General features: G+C 60.8%; 15 protein-coding genes. 4 read left to right on the forward strand and 11 right to left on the reverse strand.

Translation table 11 applies throughout. The features are described 5' to 3' along the window. The first annotated feature begins 82 nt into the window (after window positions 1-82). From ppdK to QRX40_RS02535, 3 genes are all read left to right on the forward strand, one after another. A complete protein-coding gene (ppdK, locus tag QRX40_RS02525; RefSeq protein ID WP_313836055.1) occupies window positions 83-2731 on the forward strand; it encodes a pyruvate, phosphate dikinase in 2649 nt (882 codons plus the stop codon). Between the two features lie 70 nt (window positions 2732-2801). Next, the gene (locus QRX40_RS02530) at window positions 2802-3665 is read left to right on the forward strand and encodes a transketolase (protein ID WP_313836057.1); all 864 of its coding nucleotides are present in this window, start codon (window positions 2802-2804) and stop codon (window positions 3663-3665) included. A gap of 58 nt (window positions 3666-3723) precedes the next feature. Then, entirely contained in the window at window positions 3724-4704 is a 981-nt protein-coding gene (locus QRX40_RS02535) for a transketolase C-terminal domain-containing protein (protein ID WP_313836059.1), read from the forward strand. Between the two features lie 138 nt (window positions 4705-4842). On the opposite strand, the gene rho is transcribed toward QRX40_RS02535, so the two are convergent. Then, window positions 4843-6735 carry a transcription termination factor Rho gene (gene rho / locus QRX40_RS02540; RefSeq protein ID WP_313836060.1) on the reverse strand — a complete coding sequence of 631 codons (1893 nt, stop codon included), beginning with the start codon at window positions 6733-6735 and terminating at the stop codon, window positions 4843-4845. Between the two features lie 195 nt (window positions 6736-6930). On the opposite strand from rho, the gene QRX40_RS02545 reads away from it, so the two are divergent. Beyond that, window positions 6931-7593 (forward strand): TetR/AcrR family transcriptional regulator, encoded by a 663-nt coding sequence (locus QRX40_RS02545; RefSeq protein WP_052692865.1) that lies wholly within the window; start codon window positions 6931-6933, stop codon window positions 7591-7593. Window positions 7594-7652: 59 nt separating this feature from the next. On the opposite strand, the gene QRX40_RS02550 is transcribed toward QRX40_RS02545, so the two are convergent. The 10 genes from QRX40_RS02550 to QRX40_RS02595 form a co-directional block, all read right to left on the reverse strand. Then, window positions 7653-9242: an NAD(P)/FAD-dependent oxidoreductase gene (locus QRX40_RS02550; RefSeq protein WP_313836064.1), complete on the reverse strand. Its 1590-nt coding sequence runs from the start codon at window positions 9240-9242 to the stop codon at window positions 7653-7655. A 137-nt stretch (window positions 9243-9379) separates the two neighbouring features. Next, a complete protein-coding gene (locus QRX40_RS02555) occupies window positions 9380-9694 on the reverse strand; it encodes a DUF2469 domain-containing protein (protein ID WP_015022511.1) in 315 nt (104 codons plus the stop codon). Continuing rightward, on the reverse strand, window positions 9691-10743 hold the full coding sequence (locus QRX40_RS02560; RefSeq protein ID WP_313836367.1) for a GNAT family N-acetyltransferase: 1053 nt from the start codon (window positions 10741-10743) through the stop codon (window positions 9691-9693). Before QRX40_RS02560 ends, QRX40_RS02555 begins: the two co-directional genes overlap by 4 nt. Before the next feature lie 245 nt (window positions 10744-10988). Next, the gene (gene gatB / locus QRX40_RS02565; RefSeq protein WP_313836065.1) at window positions 10989-12491 is read right to left on the reverse strand and encodes an Asp-tRNA(Asn)/Glu-tRNA(Gln) amidotransferase subunit GatB; all 1503 of its coding nucleotides are present in this window, start codon (window positions 12489-12491) and stop codon (window positions 10989-10991) included. Window positions 12492-12515: 24 nt separating this feature from the next. Further along, on the reverse strand, window positions 12516-14069 hold the full coding sequence (gene gatA, locus QRX40_RS02570) for an Asp-tRNA(Asn)/Glu-tRNA(Gln) amidotransferase subunit GatA (RefSeq protein ID WP_045924910.1): 1554 nt from the start codon (window positions 14067-14069) through the stop codon (window positions 12516-12518). A gap of 4 nt (window positions 14070-14073) precedes the next feature. Beyond that, complete coding sequence (gene gatC / locus QRX40_RS02575) at window positions 14074-14370, reverse strand: Asp-tRNA(Asn)/Glu-tRNA(Gln) amidotransferase subunit GatC (protein WP_015022515.1); 297 nt, start codon at window positions 14368-14370, stop codon at window positions 14074-14076. A gap of 43 nt (window positions 14371-14413) precedes the next feature. Beyond that, window positions 14414-15403, reverse strand: coding sequence for an ABC transporter permease subunit (locus QRX40_RS02580; protein WP_313836071.1), 990 nt, complete (start codon window positions 15401-15403; stop codon window positions 14414-14416). Next, window positions 15400-16347 carry an ATP-binding cassette domain-containing protein gene (locus tag QRX40_RS02585; RefSeq protein WP_313836073.1) on the reverse strand — a complete coding sequence of 316 codons (948 nt, stop codon included), beginning with the start codon at window positions 16345-16347 and terminating at the stop codon, window positions 15400-15402. Before QRX40_RS02585 ends, QRX40_RS02580 begins: the two co-directional genes overlap by 4 nt. Then, entirely contained in the window at window positions 16344-17069 is a 726-nt protein-coding gene (locus tag QRX40_RS02590) for a TrmH family RNA methyltransferase (RefSeq protein ID WP_313836074.1), read from the reverse strand. Before QRX40_RS02590 ends, QRX40_RS02585 begins: the two co-directional genes overlap by 4 nt. Next, complete coding sequence (locus QRX40_RS02595) at window positions 17066-17743, reverse strand: orotate phosphoribosyltransferase (RefSeq protein ID WP_313836076.1); 678 nt, start codon at window positions 17741-17743, stop codon at window positions 17066-17068. Before QRX40_RS02595 ends, QRX40_RS02590 begins: the two co-directional genes overlap by 4 nt. Window positions 17744-17764: the final 21 nt, after the last annotated feature.

Below are 17764 nucleotides of genomic sequence, written 5' to 3' on the forward strand. Positions count from 1 at the left end.
GGCTGACTACCTTTGCCAATGCCGGGAACGAACACGGCGCGTGTTGTCTATCCAATGTCATCGATCCAATGAGGGAAATGCTATGTGCAACACTACAGAACAATTCGTATACAAACTGTCCGAAGGCGATGCCTCCATGCGTGATCTGCTGGGAGGCAAGGGAGCCGGAGTGGCCGAGATGACCAAACTCGGCATGCCTGTACCTGAAGGCTTCACTATCACCACCCAAGCCTGCAGAAGCTATCTATCCGGTTCCGATGACATCAACCAGGAAATCCGCGAGCAGGTGCTGAGCAGTCTATCAGATTTGGAGAAAACCACCGGCAAACGACTGGGGGACGGCGATAATCCTCTGCTGGTATCGGTCAGGTCAGGAGCGCAGGTCTCCATGCCTGGCATGATGGACACCATCCTCAACCTGGGACTCAACCAGGAGGTGGTACAGGCTCTGATCAGCAAGACCGGCAACCCCCGCTGGGCCTGGGACTCCTACCGCCGGTTCATTCAGATGTACAGCAATGTAGTGATGGGCCTTCCCGAGGACGTCTTCGAACAGCGCCTCTCCGCGCGCAAGGCCGAGCGACAGGTCAGCAGCGATAACGACCTGGATGCCGAGGACATGGAATGGCTGGCCCGCAGTTTTCTGGACGACTATAAGCAGCAAGAAGACCGTGAGTTCCCGACAGATCCCACCATCCAGCTCTTCGAATCCATCAAGGCAGTCTTCCGATCCTGGAACAACCCGCGGGCTGTCTACTTCAGGCAGATCAACGGCATCCCCGACGACCTGGGCACCGCCGTGACAGTGCAACGCATGGTCTTCGGCAACCTGTCGCAGGACTCCGGAACCGGGGTGGCTTTCTCCCGAAATCCGATTACTGGCGAGAAGGGCTTGTTCGGAGAGTATCTGATGAATGCCCAGGGCGAGGATGTCGTGGCGGGTATCCGCACCCCTGAACCACTCAGCACGCTTTCTGAGCGAAGCCCCGAGATTTACCAGACCTTTGTCGATATCGCGCATAAGCTTGAGCTCCATTACCGGGATATGCAGGACATGGAGTTCACCATCGAAGAGGGCCGGCTCTACATGCTGCAGACGCGAAACGGCAAACGCTCTCCTCAGGCTGCCTTCCAGATAGCGAGTGATCTGGTCGATGAAGGCGTACTCACCCAGGAGGACGCGGTAAGTTCAATAGACCCCCTGCAGGTCAGCGCGCTTCTGCACCCTCGTTTCGACCCGGATGCCCTGCAAACCGGCAAGGAGCTCGGAACCGGCCTGCCCGCCTCACCTGGAGCAGCCACTGGAAGGGTGGTGTTTTCAGCCGAGGATGCGCGGGCTTGGAGCAGGCGCGGCGAACAGGTGATTCTGGTCAGACGCGACACCACGCCCGAGGATATCGTGGGCATGCACCATGCAGAGGGGATTCTGACCTCCCGCGGGGGCATGACCAGTCACGCCGCCGTGGTAGCCAGGGGGATTGGGCGCTGCTGCGTATCCGGCCTGTCCAGCCTGGAATTCACGGATGACGGCGGCTGTCGCCTAGCGAACCATGACATAAAGGAGGGCGATTGGATCTCCTTGGACGGGGAAACCGGGAAGGTCTATGCCGGAAAATTGACCACACTACCCTCCTGCGAGACCGGGTCCTTCGCACGCGTGATGTCATGGGCTGACCGTTTCCGCCGCATGGAAGTCAGGGCCAACGCGGACACACCGGAAGACGCCCGACGCTCACAGGAGCTGGGTGCTGAAGGAATCGGCCTGTGCCGCACCGAGCACATGTTCTTCCAGCCTGATCGCATTGAAGCCATCAGGCGGATGATAGTGGCCACAGACGAAGAAGAACGTCAGGAAGCGCTCGATGCCCTCCTGCCTATGCAACGCGAGGACTTTACCGCCATGTATGAGGCCTTGGGCGGGAGGCCGATGACTGTCAGGCTGATTGATCCACCACTGCACGAGTTCCTGCCCAAAACCGCTCAGGCTGTTGAAGCCCTGGCAAAGGCGACCGGGCATACAGCCGAGGAGATCAAAGACACTGCTGACGAACTGACCGAAGTCAATCCCATGCTGGGGCACCGCGGCTCCCGTCTGGCAGTCACCTACCCTGCCATCGCCCGCATGCAGACCCGGGCCGTAGTGGAAGCCGCAATCCAGGTCAAGCGTAAACATCCTGACTGGTCCCTTGCTCCAGAGATCATGGTGCCTCTGGTCAGCGAGCCGGCGGAATTCGAATATGTCAAGCAAATCGTGGAGGAGACGGCGAACCGCGTCATCAAGGAATCCGGGCTTCCCATGTACTGCTCAGTCGGAACCATGATCGAAACCCCCAGGGCGGCACTGTTGGCCGGCGATATAGCAGCCGGCGCCGAATTCTTCTCTTTCGGCACCAATGACCTTACCCAGATGACCTTCGGACTGAGCCGAGACGATGCTGGCTCCTTCCTTCAGGACTATTACGACAAGGGGCTTCTGCAGGAGGATCCCTTCTCCCATCTGGATCAAGCGGGAGTCGGCAAGCTGGTTGAGATGGCTGTGAAGTATGGCAAACGCACCCGTCCGAATCTGAAAGTCGGCATATGCGGCGAGCACGGCGGGGATCCCTCCTCCATCGAATTCTGCGATCGCATTGGCCTGGACTATGTATCCTGCTCAACCTACCGGGTACCGGTGGCAAGACTAGCTGCCGCCCAGGCCAGTCTGGGCAGGCACGCGCCCGAGCGCAGGTAGGACGGCGATCAGGAAGAAACCAGGCTCCACTACAACAAGGGCAATCTGCATAAACAGTAAGGAAATCAACATGAATGAAAGCACCGATGCGGACAAGGTCAGGGAACTCAAGCAGTTCGCTGGTCGGATCAGACAGGAGACGGTCAAGGAAATCTCGGCCTTCGGGACCGGCCACCTGGGTGGATCCCTGTCGATAGCCGACCTCTTGGCCGTCCTATACGGACAGGAGATGAACATCAAGCCCGAGGATCCGCAGTGGACCGACCGGGACTGGTTTGTCCTCTCCAAGGGCCACTGTGCTCCGGCCCTGTACGCCACGCTCGCCCTGCGCGGATACTTCCCCATGGATTGGCTGAATACTCTCAACCGCAACGGGACCAACCTTCCCAGTCATGCCGACAGACTCAAGGTTCCCGGGGTGGACGTAACCGCCGGGTCCCTGGGTCAGGGAGCCTCAGTAGCCGCCGGTGTCGCTCTGGGACTGAAAATGGATGGCCGGGACAACAAGGTCTATCTGGTCATAGGGGACGGCGAGAGCCAGGAGGGGCAGATTTGGGAGATGGCCCTCTTCGCTGCCCAGCATCGCTTGGGCAATCTGATTGCCTTCATGGACTATAACGGCCTGCAGCTGGACGGATACTGCAAGGACATCTGCTCTTTGGGAGATGCCGCAGCAAAGTTCGAGGCTTTTGGATGGCAGGTCGTTGACGTTCCCGATGGCAATGACGTCTCATCCATTCTTCAAGCTTTAGAGACAATCGGCGACCAGGATGGAGAGGGCGAAGGCCGGCCTTCAATGATTGTGCTTCACACGGTCAAGGGCATGGGATGGTCCGAGATTGCCGGGACTCCAAAGAGTCATTCAACATCAATCAGCGAGCAGCAGCGCGACCAGGCCTTGGCTGAAATCCAAACAATGATGGATGCAGCCTGAGCGTGAGATCCATGTGCGCAAGCCCGATTGCACACGGACAGGGGAAGAGGAAACAGGAATGATAGAGCATACTTTGGAAAACGAGAAACAGGAAATGCGACAGGCCTTCTGCCAATGCCTCCTCAATCTGGCGGCCAACGAGGAGCGCCTGGTCCTGCTGGATGCTGATTTGATGAGCGCCATGGGCACCAAGCCCTTCCAGGAAGCCTACCCCGAACGGACGGTGGACTGCGGCATCCAGGAAGCCAATATGATCGGCGCTGCGGCAGGGCTCTCCCTGACCGGAAAAATACCCTTCGCACACACCTTCGCCTCCTTCATGAGCCGAAGGGCCATGGACCAGATCTTCATTTCCGGCGCCTACAGCAAGGCCAATGTCAAACTCATTGGCTCCGACCCGGGAATCACTGCAAAAACCAACGGCGGCACCCACATGTCCTTTGAGGATATGGGGATCATGAGGGGCATCCCCTCAATGACTGTTCTGGAAGCCACCGACATCACCATGCTGAAGTGGATGATGGGTTGGATGGCCCGAACCTACGGCATGCAATACATGCGGCTGGTGCGCAAGCAGTGCGTCAAGGTCTATCGGGAGGGAACTTCCTTCCAAATAGGAAAAGCTGTGCAGGTCATGAACCAGTTCGATGCACAAGCGACCATCATCGCCAGCGGCGTCTGCGTGGCTGAATCCATCAAAGCCGCCCGCACTCTCAGCGATGAAGGCATAGCCGTCCGCATCCTTGACATGTTCACCTGGAAGCCACTGGACAATCAGGCTGTGATCGACGCAGCCAAACAGACCGGGGCCATCGTGACCGCCGAGAACCACAATGTCAACACTGGCCTGGGCGCTGCCGTCAGCGAAGCAGTGGCAGGTAGCTGTCCGGTTCCTATGGAATTCATTGGTGTACACGATCGATTCGGCCAGGTCGGCGACCAGGACTATCTGGCCCAGCAGTATGGAATGACCGCAAAAGACATAGTAGAAGCCGTAAGGAAAGTCGTCGAGAGAAAACGCCTATATCTTAACCGCTGACCTCTGATGTGTCATAGGGGTACAAAACAGGGGCAGGGTATCGGATTGCCGACACCCTGCCCCTGTTAATCTGTGACTTAGCGCGAACTGTAGGCTACAACCCTGGACCGGGTTGCGCGCATGTTCGCCTGCTCAGTCCTACTTCTGAGCCAGCATGGACTGGTTGATAGCCGACAGGAAGTCCCGGTTGGTGGCCGTCTTCTTCAGCCTGGGTACCAGAGTCTGGTAGGCCTGCTCGGTCTCCATGCCGCCCAGGAGGCGACGCAGCCGGTAGACCACAGCCAACTCCTCGGGCGCGGTGATCAGCTCCTCGCGCCGGGTACCGGAGGCGTTGATGTCGATGGCGGGGAACATGCGCTTATCGGCCAGGTCCCTGGTCAGCCTCAGCTCCATGTTGCCGGTGCCCTTGAACTCCTCAAAGATGACCTCGTCCATCTTGGACCCGGTCTCCACCAGGGCCGAGGAAATGATGGTCAGGGAGCCACCGTTTTCAATGTTGCGGGCGGCGCCGAAGAAGCGCTTGGGCGGATAGAGAGCCTGAGCGTCCACGCCGCCGGAGAGGATGCGGCCGGAGGCGGGAGCCGAGATGTTGTAGGCTCGGGCCAGACGGGTCATGGAGTCCAGCAGGACCACCACATCCTGTCCCAGCTCCACCAGGCGCTTGGCCCGTTCGATGGCCAGCTCGGCCACGGTGGTGTGATCGCTGGCTGGGCGGTCGAAGGTGGAGGAGATGACCTCGCCCTGGACCGTGCGCTCCATGTCGGTGACCTCCTCGGGCCGCTCGTCCACCAGGACTACCATCAGATGCACCTCGGGGTTGTTGGCGGTGATGGAGTTGGCGATGGACTGCAGGGTCAGGGTCTTGCCGGCCTTGGGCGGCGAAACGATCAGACCGCGCTGACCCTTGCCAATGGGGGCGACGATGTCGATCAGGCGACCGGTGATGTTCTTGGGCTGGGTCTCCATCCGCATACGCTCCTGCGGGTAGAGGGGGGTCAGCTTGTTGAAGTGGGGGCGCCCTGCTGCATCCTCCACGCTCATGCCGTTGATGGTGTCGATGGCCTGCAGGGGAACGAACTTCTGCCGCTGATTGCGATGCTCGCCCTCGCGGGGGGGACGGATGGAACCATGCACGGCATCGCCCTTGCGCAAGCCGTACTTCTTGACCTGACCCATGGAGATGTAAACGTCGTTGGGGCCAGGCAGGTAACCGGAGGTGCGCACGAAGGCGTAGGAGTCCAGCACATCCACAATGCCTGCCACGGGGACCAGATCCTCGGGCTTGAAGTTCTCCCTGGGCTCATAGTCACGATCCCGGCCGCTGCTGCGATGGTTGTTGCGATTGCGTCGATCGTTGCGGTCATTGCGGTCATTGCGATCGCCCCGGTTTCGACGATCATAGCCGTTGTGCCGGTAGTCACGCCCCTCCTCGCCGCGATCCTCGTAGCTGCGCCGACGAGGACGGTCATTGCGTGAGGGCAATGCTGCCAGAATGTCGTCCAAATTTCGCACTGAACCGGAGCCGGAGCCTTCGCGCTCCTCGCCATGCTCACGCTCGTTCCGGCCACGGTTGGTATGGGAGCCCCGGGATGAATCCGTGCTGCGGTGACGGCGACGGGATATGACCACGTTCTCCTCGTCGGCCACGGTATGGGGGAAGCGGTTCCGGTGCTCGCTATGGCCGCTCTTATGATCGTCAATGCCCAAAACATCGAAGAGGTCTCCGACAGGACGATCATCCTTGGATTCCTTGGTCTCCGTAGACTCCTGTCCGCCCTCCGCAGAGGACTTCGCCTCCTGCTTTGTCGGTTGCTGCTGTTCGGCGGCCTGGCCCCCCTTGGCCACGGCGGCCGCAGCCTTGGGCTTGCCCACGGTTACTCCCTCAGGGGCCTTGCCGCCCGAGCGTGCCGCCTCGATCGTCTCGATCAGGACCGGCTTGCGCATGCCGGAAATACCGCGCAACCCCAGCTGCCTGGCCAATTCCTTGAGTTCGGGCAGCTTCATGGAATGAATATCTTGGCTTGTTGCCACTGTTGTAATGCCTTTCCTTCGCTATGCCTAATTAGGCTAGGCAAATAGCTTGAGAATAGTGCGGGGGTACCGCTCATGAAAATTCGATGCCGACTCGGCTTATCGAACTTCCATAAGCCTACAACGAGTGCCCGACCGGTGCAAGGAACAGCCTGCGTGTCCAACAATTCATGGATAAGCCTCTAGACTGGGCATATGAATGACCGATCATCTCTGCGTGAGCAACGGCGGAGCGAATTCGTAACCACCGCCATGCGGGTCTTCGACCGGAAAGGTGCTGCAAACACCTCCCTGCGCGACGTAATCCACGCCATGAACCACGGCAAGGGCGTGGGCATGAGCGTTTTCTATTACTATTTCACATCCAAGGACGACCTGATAGATGCCTGCGTGCGCACCTATCTGGCCTCCTACGTGGACCATGTGGTTGACATTCTGCAGGATGCTGACCTGAGCGTCCAAGAGGCGCTGGACGACATCTGCCCGCATCTGATACGGGCCATCTGGAAGATGGACGTCATCTTCGCGGACAAGGCCAACTGGTACAACTACCTGAGCACCAACAGCAATGTGATGGAGGGCTTCGTCAGGCAGATCATCGACCCTTTGACCAAGGCTCTGGACCGCTGGCTGGATCGGGGCGACCTGCCGCAGACCCAGCTGATCCAAATAGCCAGCACCCGCACTGTGGCCTGGCTGATGGCCGACGGACTCTCGTCCATCGTCAGCAACGGCAGAGGACCCGCCGGACACCCGCAGATCAGAGAGGTGGTCCGCCAACGTGTCCGCGAGAGCGTAGCCTTCTTCTCGCAGCTTCTCGGCCTGCCCTTGAAGCCGCCAGCCATCGCCCTGTCGTAATGGCAAGGCCCCCGACCCTGCGGTCGGAGGCCTGAAGCAAAACAAAAGCCGAGGTCTGTCTACTTCTGCTCGTGGTAGGACTTCTCGGTGTTGACGTTCCAGACGTTGGTCTTGTCGGTACGCCCCGATTTGATGTTGGCCACGGCCTGCATGGATGTGGCCATGGAGTGGTCCTGGTTGTTGTAGTGGTGCTGCCCGTTGCGGCCCACGCAGTAAAGGTTCCCGAAGGAGTCCAGCCATTTGACCAGCTCCGGCATCTGAGCGTAAGTGTCGAAGTAGGCCGGATAGGCTTTGACCACCCGCTCCCGGTGCGAGTCCAGCACATCGGCAGGACCGTTGATGATGCCCATCCGGGTCAGCTCCTTGATGGCGAAGTCAGTGGTCTCCTGATCGCTCATGCTCCAGAAGTCGTCGCCCTCCTTGCAGAAGTACTCCAGACCGATCCAGACAGTGCCATCCACATTCTTGACCATGTAGGGGCTCCAGTTGTTGAAGATCTGGATGCGGCCCATCTTGTAGCCAGGATCCTGCACATAGATCCAGCAGTCGGGAACGATGGGCGGATCGCCCAAGGTCTTGATGGAGGTGGTGTTGCGGATGCGCAGGTGGCGGACCAAAAGGCCAACGGTCACGAAGTCGCGATAGGGCAGGCCCTGAGCCACCCTGACCATTTCCTTGTCGGTGGAGGGCTCCTCGTGGGCGATGGCCTCGACCAGGTCCTTGATGGGCATGGAGGAGATGATCTGGTCAGCTTGCAGAGTCACTTCCTTGCCATCAGCGTTGCGGTAGATCACACCGGTCATGCGGCCATCATGCTGGGTCAGTCCGATCACACGGGCATCGGTGATCACATGGACCCCGTGCTCCACGTTGCGACGCTCCACGGTCTCCCAGAGCTGGCCTGGACCCAGCTTGGGGTACCAGAACTCCTCGATCAGGCTGGTCTCGACCTGATGGGCATCGCGCTTCTTGGGCAGCAGCTTTTGGACAGCATTCTTGAGCACACCCATGATGCTGAGCCCCTTGACCCGCTGGGCACCCCAGTCAGCGCTGATCTCACGGGGATGGCGGCCCCAGAGCTTTTCGGTGTAGCCCTCGAAGAACATGGAGTAGAGCTTGCGACCGAAGCGGTTGATGTAGAAGTTCTCCAGGTTGTCTTCTGGCAGCTTGTGGACGACGGACTTCAGATAGCTGAACCCGGCCTGCATGGTCAGCTTGAAACCCATGGCTTTGAGTGTGTTGAGTGTCAAGGAGATGGGATAGTCGAAGAAGTGGTGGTTCCAGTAAATCCTGGAGACGCGATGACGCTTGAGCATGACCCGGTCGGTCTTTTCCGGGTCGGGGCCGCCGGGCTCCAGATCGTGATGGCGACCAAGTTTTTTATCGTCATAGGAGGGCGCGCCCTGCAGGGGCAGAACCTCCTTCCACCAGTCCATGATCCGGTCATCTTTGGAGAAGAACCGGTGGCCGCCGATGTCCATGCGGTTGCCGTTGTGCCGGACTGTGCGGGAAATACCACCGAATTGCTCAGTAGCTTCCAAAACGGTGACATCATATTGTTTATCGCCGCCGTCCTTGACCAACTCCCATGCTGCCGTCAAGCCGGCGGGGCCACCGCCGATGACGACTACAGACTGCTTGTGCTCCATACCATCCTCCTGAAAACGTATGAAATCATTATTACTGTACCCGGGCCTTTCATAAACCCAGGTTTCCGATCGACTTCCCACACGAATTCCCGCCATTGCGTGGATCAAACGTGATGATGCTCGCCCTTGCGCGATGCTTAACCCAACGAATCGGGGATATCGATGTCTGTCTTCTGCACTTCCTCCACATTGACATCCTTGAAGGTGACGATCCGGACGTTCTTGACGAACCGGCTGGACCGGTAGACATCCCAGACCCAGGCATCGGTCAGCCGGACATCGAAGTAGACGTCCTGCCCCGCGGACCGGACGTTGAAGTCCACCTTGTTGGCCAGGTAGAATCGCCGCTCGGTCTCGACTACGTAGGTGAACAGCTTGATCACGTCCCGGTACTCGCGGTACAAGGCCAGTTCGGCGTTGGTCTCGTAGTTGTCGAGATCCTCAGCACTCATCGACTACCTCCATTCGCGCGATCACGGCCATGGCCAAGCGTACGCCACCAGGCGCGTTTGGATCGTTTGGCCTCAGCCGATCCATAGGCCCAATCCGAGGCCGTATGCTCCTCGTCGGACTGCCCGGCAACAGACTCTTTGGAACCGGACTCCTCCCCCGCATCCTCAGCGTCCGTCTGACCAGGGCCCGCCTTCTCATCATTCCTGCCATCGGGTCCTGCATGGCCATCAGCAGATTTTCCTGAATGCAAACCACTCTTCGGGGCCAGACTGATCTGTTCGCTTGATGTCCGCGAATCCTGAGATGCCGAGGTGGACTCTTTAAACTTGGCTTCGCTTATGCCGCCATCCTCATCCGCTGCGTATCCGTGTGCAACAAGGGCTTCGGCCACACCAGGATTTTCACGGATGACATGCATGCCGAAAGCATTCAGAGAACGAATGGGATCATACTCGTCAACCAAGGCGTCCATGACGATCTGATCCTGGTACTTGCCGTTCTCGGCGTCCCAGAGCGCATCACGGGAGGTGCCCGAGATCATGAATCCCAGTGACTGGTAGACGGAGATGGAGCGTGTGTTTTTCTCTGGCACAGCCACCCAGATCCGGTGCAGGCCCAGACCCGTAGGAGCGGCAGCGTACCCGTAGGTCATGATTCTGGGCATGGCATCCCGGGAGTAGCCGCGCCCGCGGAAGTGCCTGCCCAGGACCACCTGGATCCTGGCTGAGCGCGACCAGCCGTCCACGTCGATCAGGAAGATCATGCCGATGACTCCCTTGGTGGCATCGGCATCGGGCGAGCCATCCTGGTCGGTGTCCGCGTCAGTGACCATGGCCCAGGCCAAGGTGCGGCGGGACTCGGGGTCGCCCACGCCAGAATCACGGGCAGCCAGACCCTTGGACCAGGCCACCGACCTACGCACCCAGGCGTTGACGACGGCTCGTTCGGCGTTAGGTCCCTTACCGGTGATGCCGGTGGAATTGTAGAAGGCCTCCAGCTGATCCATTGCCGTCAGATCGGCGATGACCGCCGGACGCAGGTGCAACATCTCGCCCCGGATATAGGGGATCTCGATTCGGTCGGGCAGCTGTCGGCTCGCCACATCGTCAGGTCTCTCAGCTTGCGTTTGCGGTCGGTCATTGCCCCTGCCGCTCATAGACATCACGTCACCTCCATGATCGCCACCTTGCGATGGCAATCAATTGTAATCCCTCGCCCCTGGGAAAACCATGAGAAGCCGGGCAGGTCCGCCGGTCTGAGCCCGATGGAATCAGGCCGGCGGACCGGGCCTGATCAGGACTTAGCGATGCGCTCCATGACGATCTTGTTGACTGCCTTGGCATCGGCCTGACCTTTGGTAGCCCGCATGACCGCTCCGATAATAGCGCCCATGGGCTTCATATTGCCGCCCTTGAGCTTGGCCACGATGTCCGGGTTGTCCTTGAGGGCCTGATCGACGGCTGCATCCAAAGCCCCGTCATCCGAAACCACCTGGTAACCGTGCTTCTTGACGACCTCGGCCGGCTTGCCCTCGCCTGCCAACACGCCGGAGACGGTCTGCTTGGCCAGCTTGTCATTGAGCTTGCCGTCAGCAATCAGCTGCTCCACCTCAGCGACATCCTGAGCCGAGATGGGCAGCTCCTGCAGACTGACCCCACGGGCGTTGGCTTCGCGCGAAATCTCGCCCAGCCACCACTTGCGGGCTCCGGCAGCCGTGGCGCCGGCCTTGACCGTATCCTCGATCAGATCCACGGCATCGGCGTTGACCGCATCCTGCATTTGCCGGTCGGTGAAGTCCCACTCCTTCTTGAGACGGGCGCGGCGTTCGCGCGGCATCTCAGGCATCTGGGCCTTGAGCTCTTCAATATGGTCCTTGGTCACATGGACCATGACCAGGTCAGGGTCAGGGAAGTACCGGTAATCATTGGCATCGGTCTTGACCCGGCCGCCGGCAGTGGTCTGCGTGGACTCATCCCAGTGGCGGGTCTCCTGCAGCACCTCCCCGCCGGACTCCAGCAGGGCGGCCTGACGGCGGATCTCGTAGGTCAGCGTCTTCTCGATGCCCTTGAAGGTGTTGACATTCTTGGTCTCCGACCGGGTTCCCAGAGGGGCGTCCGGCCCGGCGTGCAGGGAAACGTTGACATCAGCCCGCATGTTGCCCTGCTCCATCCGGGCGTGGGAGATGCCCAGGGCCCGGACAATGTCTCTGATGGCCCTCACGTAGGCCCCGGCCACCTCGGGGGTACGTGCCCCGGCGCCCTCGATGGGCTTGGTCACGATCTCGACCAGGGGGACACCGGCACGGTTGTAGTCCACCAGGGAGTGGTCGGCGCCTTCGATGCGGCCGTCTGCCCCGCCTACGTGGGTATTCTTGCCGGCGTCGTCCTCCACATGGGCCCGCTCGATGGGCACACGGAAAATGCTGCCGTCGTCCAGCTCCACGTCCAGATAACCCTCGCCATTCAGGGGCTTGTCATACTGGGAGATCTGATAGTCGCGGGGCATGTCCGGGTAGAAGTAGTTCTTCCTGGCGAACTGGCTCCACTCGTTGACCTTGCAGTGCAGAGCCAGGCCCAGCTTGACCGCATAGTCGATGGCGGTCTTGTTGACCACCGGCAGGCTGCCAGGCAGGCCTAGGGAGACCGGGGTCAGCTGGGTGTTGGGCTCGCCGCCGAACTCGATATGAGCCGGGCAGAAGAGCTTGGTGTTGGTGCAGAGCTCGACATGGACCTCCAGGCCGAACACCGGGTCGTACTTGGCCACGGCATCGGCGTACTTCATCAGTTTTTCAGCCATTATGATTCCGTTTCCTTCCGATGCCTACTTGGTCGAATCCTGAGCCAGGCCATCCAGCCAGGGGGTGGACAGCTTCTTGGAGATGGGCCCGCCCCACTGCTCCTCCAGGGCCGCCTCAAGAGCGGCGGCAGGCCGGTACATGACCTCGTCGCGCATCTGGGGGGCGAAGAACTGGAAGCCGACAGGCAGCCCGTCGTCGCTGAGCCCGGCAGGAATCGACATGGCCGGAGTGCCAGCCAGGTTGGCCGGGATGGTGGCCACGTCGTTCAGGTACATGGCCAACGGGTCGTCCATCTTCTCGCCAAAGCGGAAGGCCGTGGTCGGCGACGTGGGCGAGACCAGGACATCGGCCTGCTCGAAGGCCTTCTCAAAGTCGCGGATGACCAAGGTGCGGACCTTCTGGGCCGAGCCGTACCAGGCGTCATAGTAGCCAGCAGACAGGGCGTAGATGCCCAGGATGATCCTGCGCTTGACCTCGTCGCCGAACCCGGCTTCACGGGTGGCAGCCATCATGTTGGCAGCCGTCTGGGGGACGCCTTCGGGGGGCATGACCCGCAGGCCGTAGCGCATGCCGTCGTAACGGGCCAGGTTGGAGGAGACCTCGGAAGGCATAATGATGTAGTAGGCGGCCAGCGCGTAGGGGAAGTGCGGGCAAGAGACCTGGACCACCTCGGCGCCCATGGATTCCAGCAGCGAGACGGCCTCGTTGAAGCGGGCCTCGACGCCGGGCTGATAGCCCTCGCCGCCCAGCTCCTTGACCAGACCAACCTTGAGGCCCTTCAGATCGCGCTTCTGGCCCTGACGAGCAGCCTGTGCCAGAGGGGGAACCGGCTTGGGAATGGAGGTGGAGTCTCGGCGGTCATAGCCGCCGATGACCTCCTGCAGCAGGGCCGCGTCCAGCACTGATCTCGAGACAGGACCGATCTGATCCAGGGAGGAGGCCATGGCGATGGCCCCGAACCTGGAGACCCCGCCATAGGTGGGTTTGACACCTACGGTGCCGGTCAGGGATCCGGGCTGGCGGATGGATCCGCCGGTGTCGGTGCCCAGGGCCAGCGGAGCCTCAAAGGCGCCGACAGCCGAGGCCGAGCCGCCGCCTGAACCACCCGGGACCCGCTCGGTGTCCCAGGGGTTGTGTGTGGTCTTGAAGGCCGAGTGCTCAGTGGAGGAACCCTGGGCGAACTCATCCAGGTTGGTCTTGCCCAGAATGGGCATCCCCGCGGCCTTGAGCTTCTTGATGACGGTGGCATCGTAAGGCGGCACCCACCCCTCAAGGATCCTGGAGGCGGCCGTAGTGGGGATGCCCTCGGTGACGATCATGTCCTTGATGGCAATGGGAACGCCAGCCAGCTCCGGTAACCCCTCGGCGCCTTCACGAGCCAGACGCTGGTCGAAGGCATCGGCCTGCTCCAGGGCCCGATCGGCGCTGACCTGCAGAAATGCATCAATGCTGGGCTCGGCAGCCTCGATCACATCCAGATGAGCCTGAACCAGTTCACGGCTGGAGACCTGCCCAGACCGCAGCTGCGCGGCCATGTCGGAGGCGGATTGCTTGACCAATTCTTCCTGTGCGCTCATCGTCTCACTCCTCACCCAGAATGCGCGGGGCCACAAACATGCCCGACTCGGTGACCGGGGCCCCCGAAAGGGCAGCCTCCTGGGTCAGCGGCTCTTCAGCCTCATCGGGGCGCAGGTAGGCTTCCAGAGGAATGGGATTGGCAGTGGGGGGCACATCATCGCCGGCCACCTCCTGGACCTTGGTGATGGAATCGGCGATCACATTGAGCTCGCCCTTGAGGCGGTCGGCCTCCTGATCGGTCAAGGCGATTCGGGCCAGATCGCCCAAGTGCTTGATCTCTTCACGTGTAAAAGTTGGCATACCACTTATCATATGGGTGCTCTATGACACGCAGAAGACAGGGTCAAACGATGTCTGCACGCCGGAAGACCAGGGTTCCCAGAGCACAGCACAGGGCTGTCCAGACCGTCAGAATCAGGCCCGCCTGCCACCAGGTCGGCCACCATCCGATGCCTGCTTCTGGCGCCCAGCCCAGACCTGAGAGGAAGGTGCCCAGCAGACTGGCGGGGGTCAGCCTGAAGAGGGTCTGCAACCAGCCGGCATGAGGGATTAAACCCCTCAGAAGGCACAGAATCAGCGGCAGGACCACAGTCAGCCCCAAGAACAGGCCGATCCCGCCGGCCTTGGATCGACTCAAGGCTCCCAGACCCAGGCCCATCAAGGCAAAGAGGACCAGCATGAGCGGGCCGCCCAGCAGATCAATCAGCGCAAGCCCAGGCTTGCAGGCGGGCAAGGCGCCGGATTTGCCTGGCAGAAGCAGGGTTGCCAGGATCCAGCCAAACAGCAGGCCCACCTGTGCCGCCAGCCAAGTCAGCAATGCCAAGGCAAGACCCTTGGCCATCAGGACCATGCCTCGACGAGGGTTGGCCGTCAGCGTGCTCTCAATGGTGTCGCCAGAAAACTCGCGCGTAAGGACCAGAACCCCCAGAATGCCCGCCATGATCATGGCCGGAAACAGGCCGGAAGCAACGGCCACCCAGAAAACGTCACTGGAAGCAGACAAAAGATGGGCTGGGAAGTCATCGATCTGCCGGTCCAGGCCAGCCAAGACCCTGGTCGCACGAGCCATCAGGCCGGTGCTCAACGGCTGCAGCAACGTGATGATTAGCAGCAGGACCCAAGTCGATTGCAGGGAGAACATCTTGCGCAGCTCCCCTCGGACCGCCCCGGAAAGGGTCAACTGACCGGATGGACGACGCGAATCCAGGAAGGGCAGCCCCGAGGTTCGACGCAGCCGAGTGAAGTCGGAACCATGCCGTGGAGTTGCGTAATCAGTTCCTGCGGGTACCTCTCGCCGGCTCCGACGGGCTCGGCGACCGTTGTCGGCACTCATGGCCGTGCCTCCGGATCACTCTGCCGCGCATTCTTTCTGCCGTGGATGACGTCCTTGTAGGCCTGCTCCAGGGAAACCTCCTCCTGCTGAAACTCGTAGAGCACCACACCCTCCTGGGCCAGAATCGAGGCTGTGGAAGCCAGAGGCGCACCCTGGATGCGGAAGCGGGCGGCATCCGGAGGACAGTTCTTGTCTGGGGGCAGACGGGTGATGCTGATTCCGGCAGCTGTGGCCAGGGCGGCCTTTAATCGGTCAGGCTGCGGCGTCACCGCATAAATGGAGTCACGGGAGTGCTCGCCTATGAACCGGGCCACGGTCGTTCTCTCTAAGATCCGCCCCTTGGCGATGATGACCAGATCGTCAGCGATTTGAGCCACCTTGTCAATCTTACGGGAGCTTAGGAGGACTGCCTTGCCCTGTGAGGCGAGGCTGCGGCAGATGCCCCTCACCCGGTCGGCTCCCTCCGGATCCAGACCGTCAAGGGAATCATCCAGAACCAGGTTGTGCGGGTCGCCCAGAAGGGCAACGGCCAGGGCCAGCCGCTGACTCATCCCCAGAGAAAGGGATCCCGTCGGCCTGTCGGCGACCGATTGCAGACCGACCATCTCAAGCACCTGGTCCACCCGACGATGATCAATGCCATTGACCGCAGCCAAGGCCAGCAGGTGATCCCTGGCCTTGCAGGCAGAATGAGCCTTGCGTGGATTCAGTACCGCTCCCGCTGTCCGCATGGGCGATGAAAGCCGGACGAAGGGCTGGCCATCGAACAGGGCCTTGCCTGCATCAGGGCGAACCAGCCCCAGAGCGATGCGCAGGGTGGTCGACTTGCCAGCGCCTTTGGGCCCCACAAGCCCAGTCACCCGACCGTCCCTGGCCGTGAAAGAGACACGGTTCAGTACCTTGTGGGAGCCGTAGCGCTTGGTCAGCGAGTCGACAACGATCATGGCAGAGGCCCCTGGCCTGATTGACCCGCCACCCCGGCATGCTGGCAGATCCATGAGTGCATGGCTACGGCAGCCGCAGCCCCGGCGTTGATGGAGCGCACCGATCCGAACTGGGAGATGTAAACCACATCGTCCGCCAGCTCCAAGGCCTTCTCGGACAGCCCTGGCCCCTCGGCGCCGAACATGAGCAGGCAGCGACGGGGAAAGTGGTAGGTCTCCATGGGAACGGCCCCGGGGACGTTGTCGATGGCGATCATACGGGGCATGGACTCTCCCTGCCTGACTGCTTCTTCTCGCAGGATAGTCGTCATGGTTGCTATGTCGGGATCGTGGACCACGTGCTGATAGAGCTCGGTCATCAACGAGCCCTTGCGGTTCCATTTGTGAGGTCCGACGATATGGACGCGGCTGGCGGCGAAGGCATTGGCTGTACGGACCATGGAGCCAATATTAAAATCATGGGTCCAGTTCTCCACGGCCACCTCGAACTCATGACGGCCCCGGCGATCCAAGTCGTCCCGGATGGCCTCTACCTTCCAGTAGCGGTACCGGTCCAGGACATTGCGGCGATCCCCTTGATCCAGCAGTTCGCAGTCATAGCGCGGGTCCGTCGGCAGGGGCTGCTCAGGATGCTCTTCCTGCCAGGGGCCGACCCCCACCTGGCGGAAGATCGGCTCATCTGAGGCCATGGCCGCTCGGGTCACCGGATCAGGCTCCCTCATGATCGCTCCGGGGAATCGTCAGCCGCGCCGATGAACTGATCCTCCTGATAGGCGCAAATGAAAGGCAGCCGTTGCCGGGATCCGTCCACCGGATCGACCACCTGAATGCTGCCATCGGTCCGGCCACCCACCAGAGATGCGATGGCCAATGTCTTTGCACCCTGACGCTGGATGATCCCGCAGTCAAGATTGAGCTCGTTGTTCTTGTCCAGGGTGACCAGGGATGAAGTCTGCACGTAGGATTTCCGGCCCAGCCAGGCATCCAACAGGATGACCCGCCTGCCCTCGATGGATGGGCCCTTGATGGAGGGGTAGACGAAGTCCATGACGAAAGCGTCCAGATCCTGACCGCGTGAGGCTGCGGCATGGAGCATGGCATCGGCCAGCGGCACGGCAGCGGCGGTCAGGGCTCCGACCGCATCGAAATCATCGACTGAATAGCCCGCATCTTCCAAAGTATCCAAAAGAACATGCCCGGCCAGTTCAGCCCCGCGGTGGTGGAAGGTGACCCCGCTGAGCTCGGTGAAGGGACGCCCGCCGATCTCCTGGGCCAGGAGTTCGCGCAGCTGATCGACCGGCTCAGGCAGGTCCGTTCCAGATTCGCGCCCAATCAGATCCGGCGACCCGGTGGGCCTGAAGGATGAGCCCTCTTGTCTCTTCGTTGCCTCGTTCATGCTTATCACACTAGCGCCGGA

Origin of the sequence: Bifidobacterium sp. H6bp9, assembly GCF_032193695.1 — a bacterium.
In the GTDB taxonomy this organism is placed as follows: Bacteria; Actinomycetota; Actinomycetes; order Actinomycetales; family Bifidobacteriaceae; genus Bombiscardovia; species Bombiscardovia kimbladii.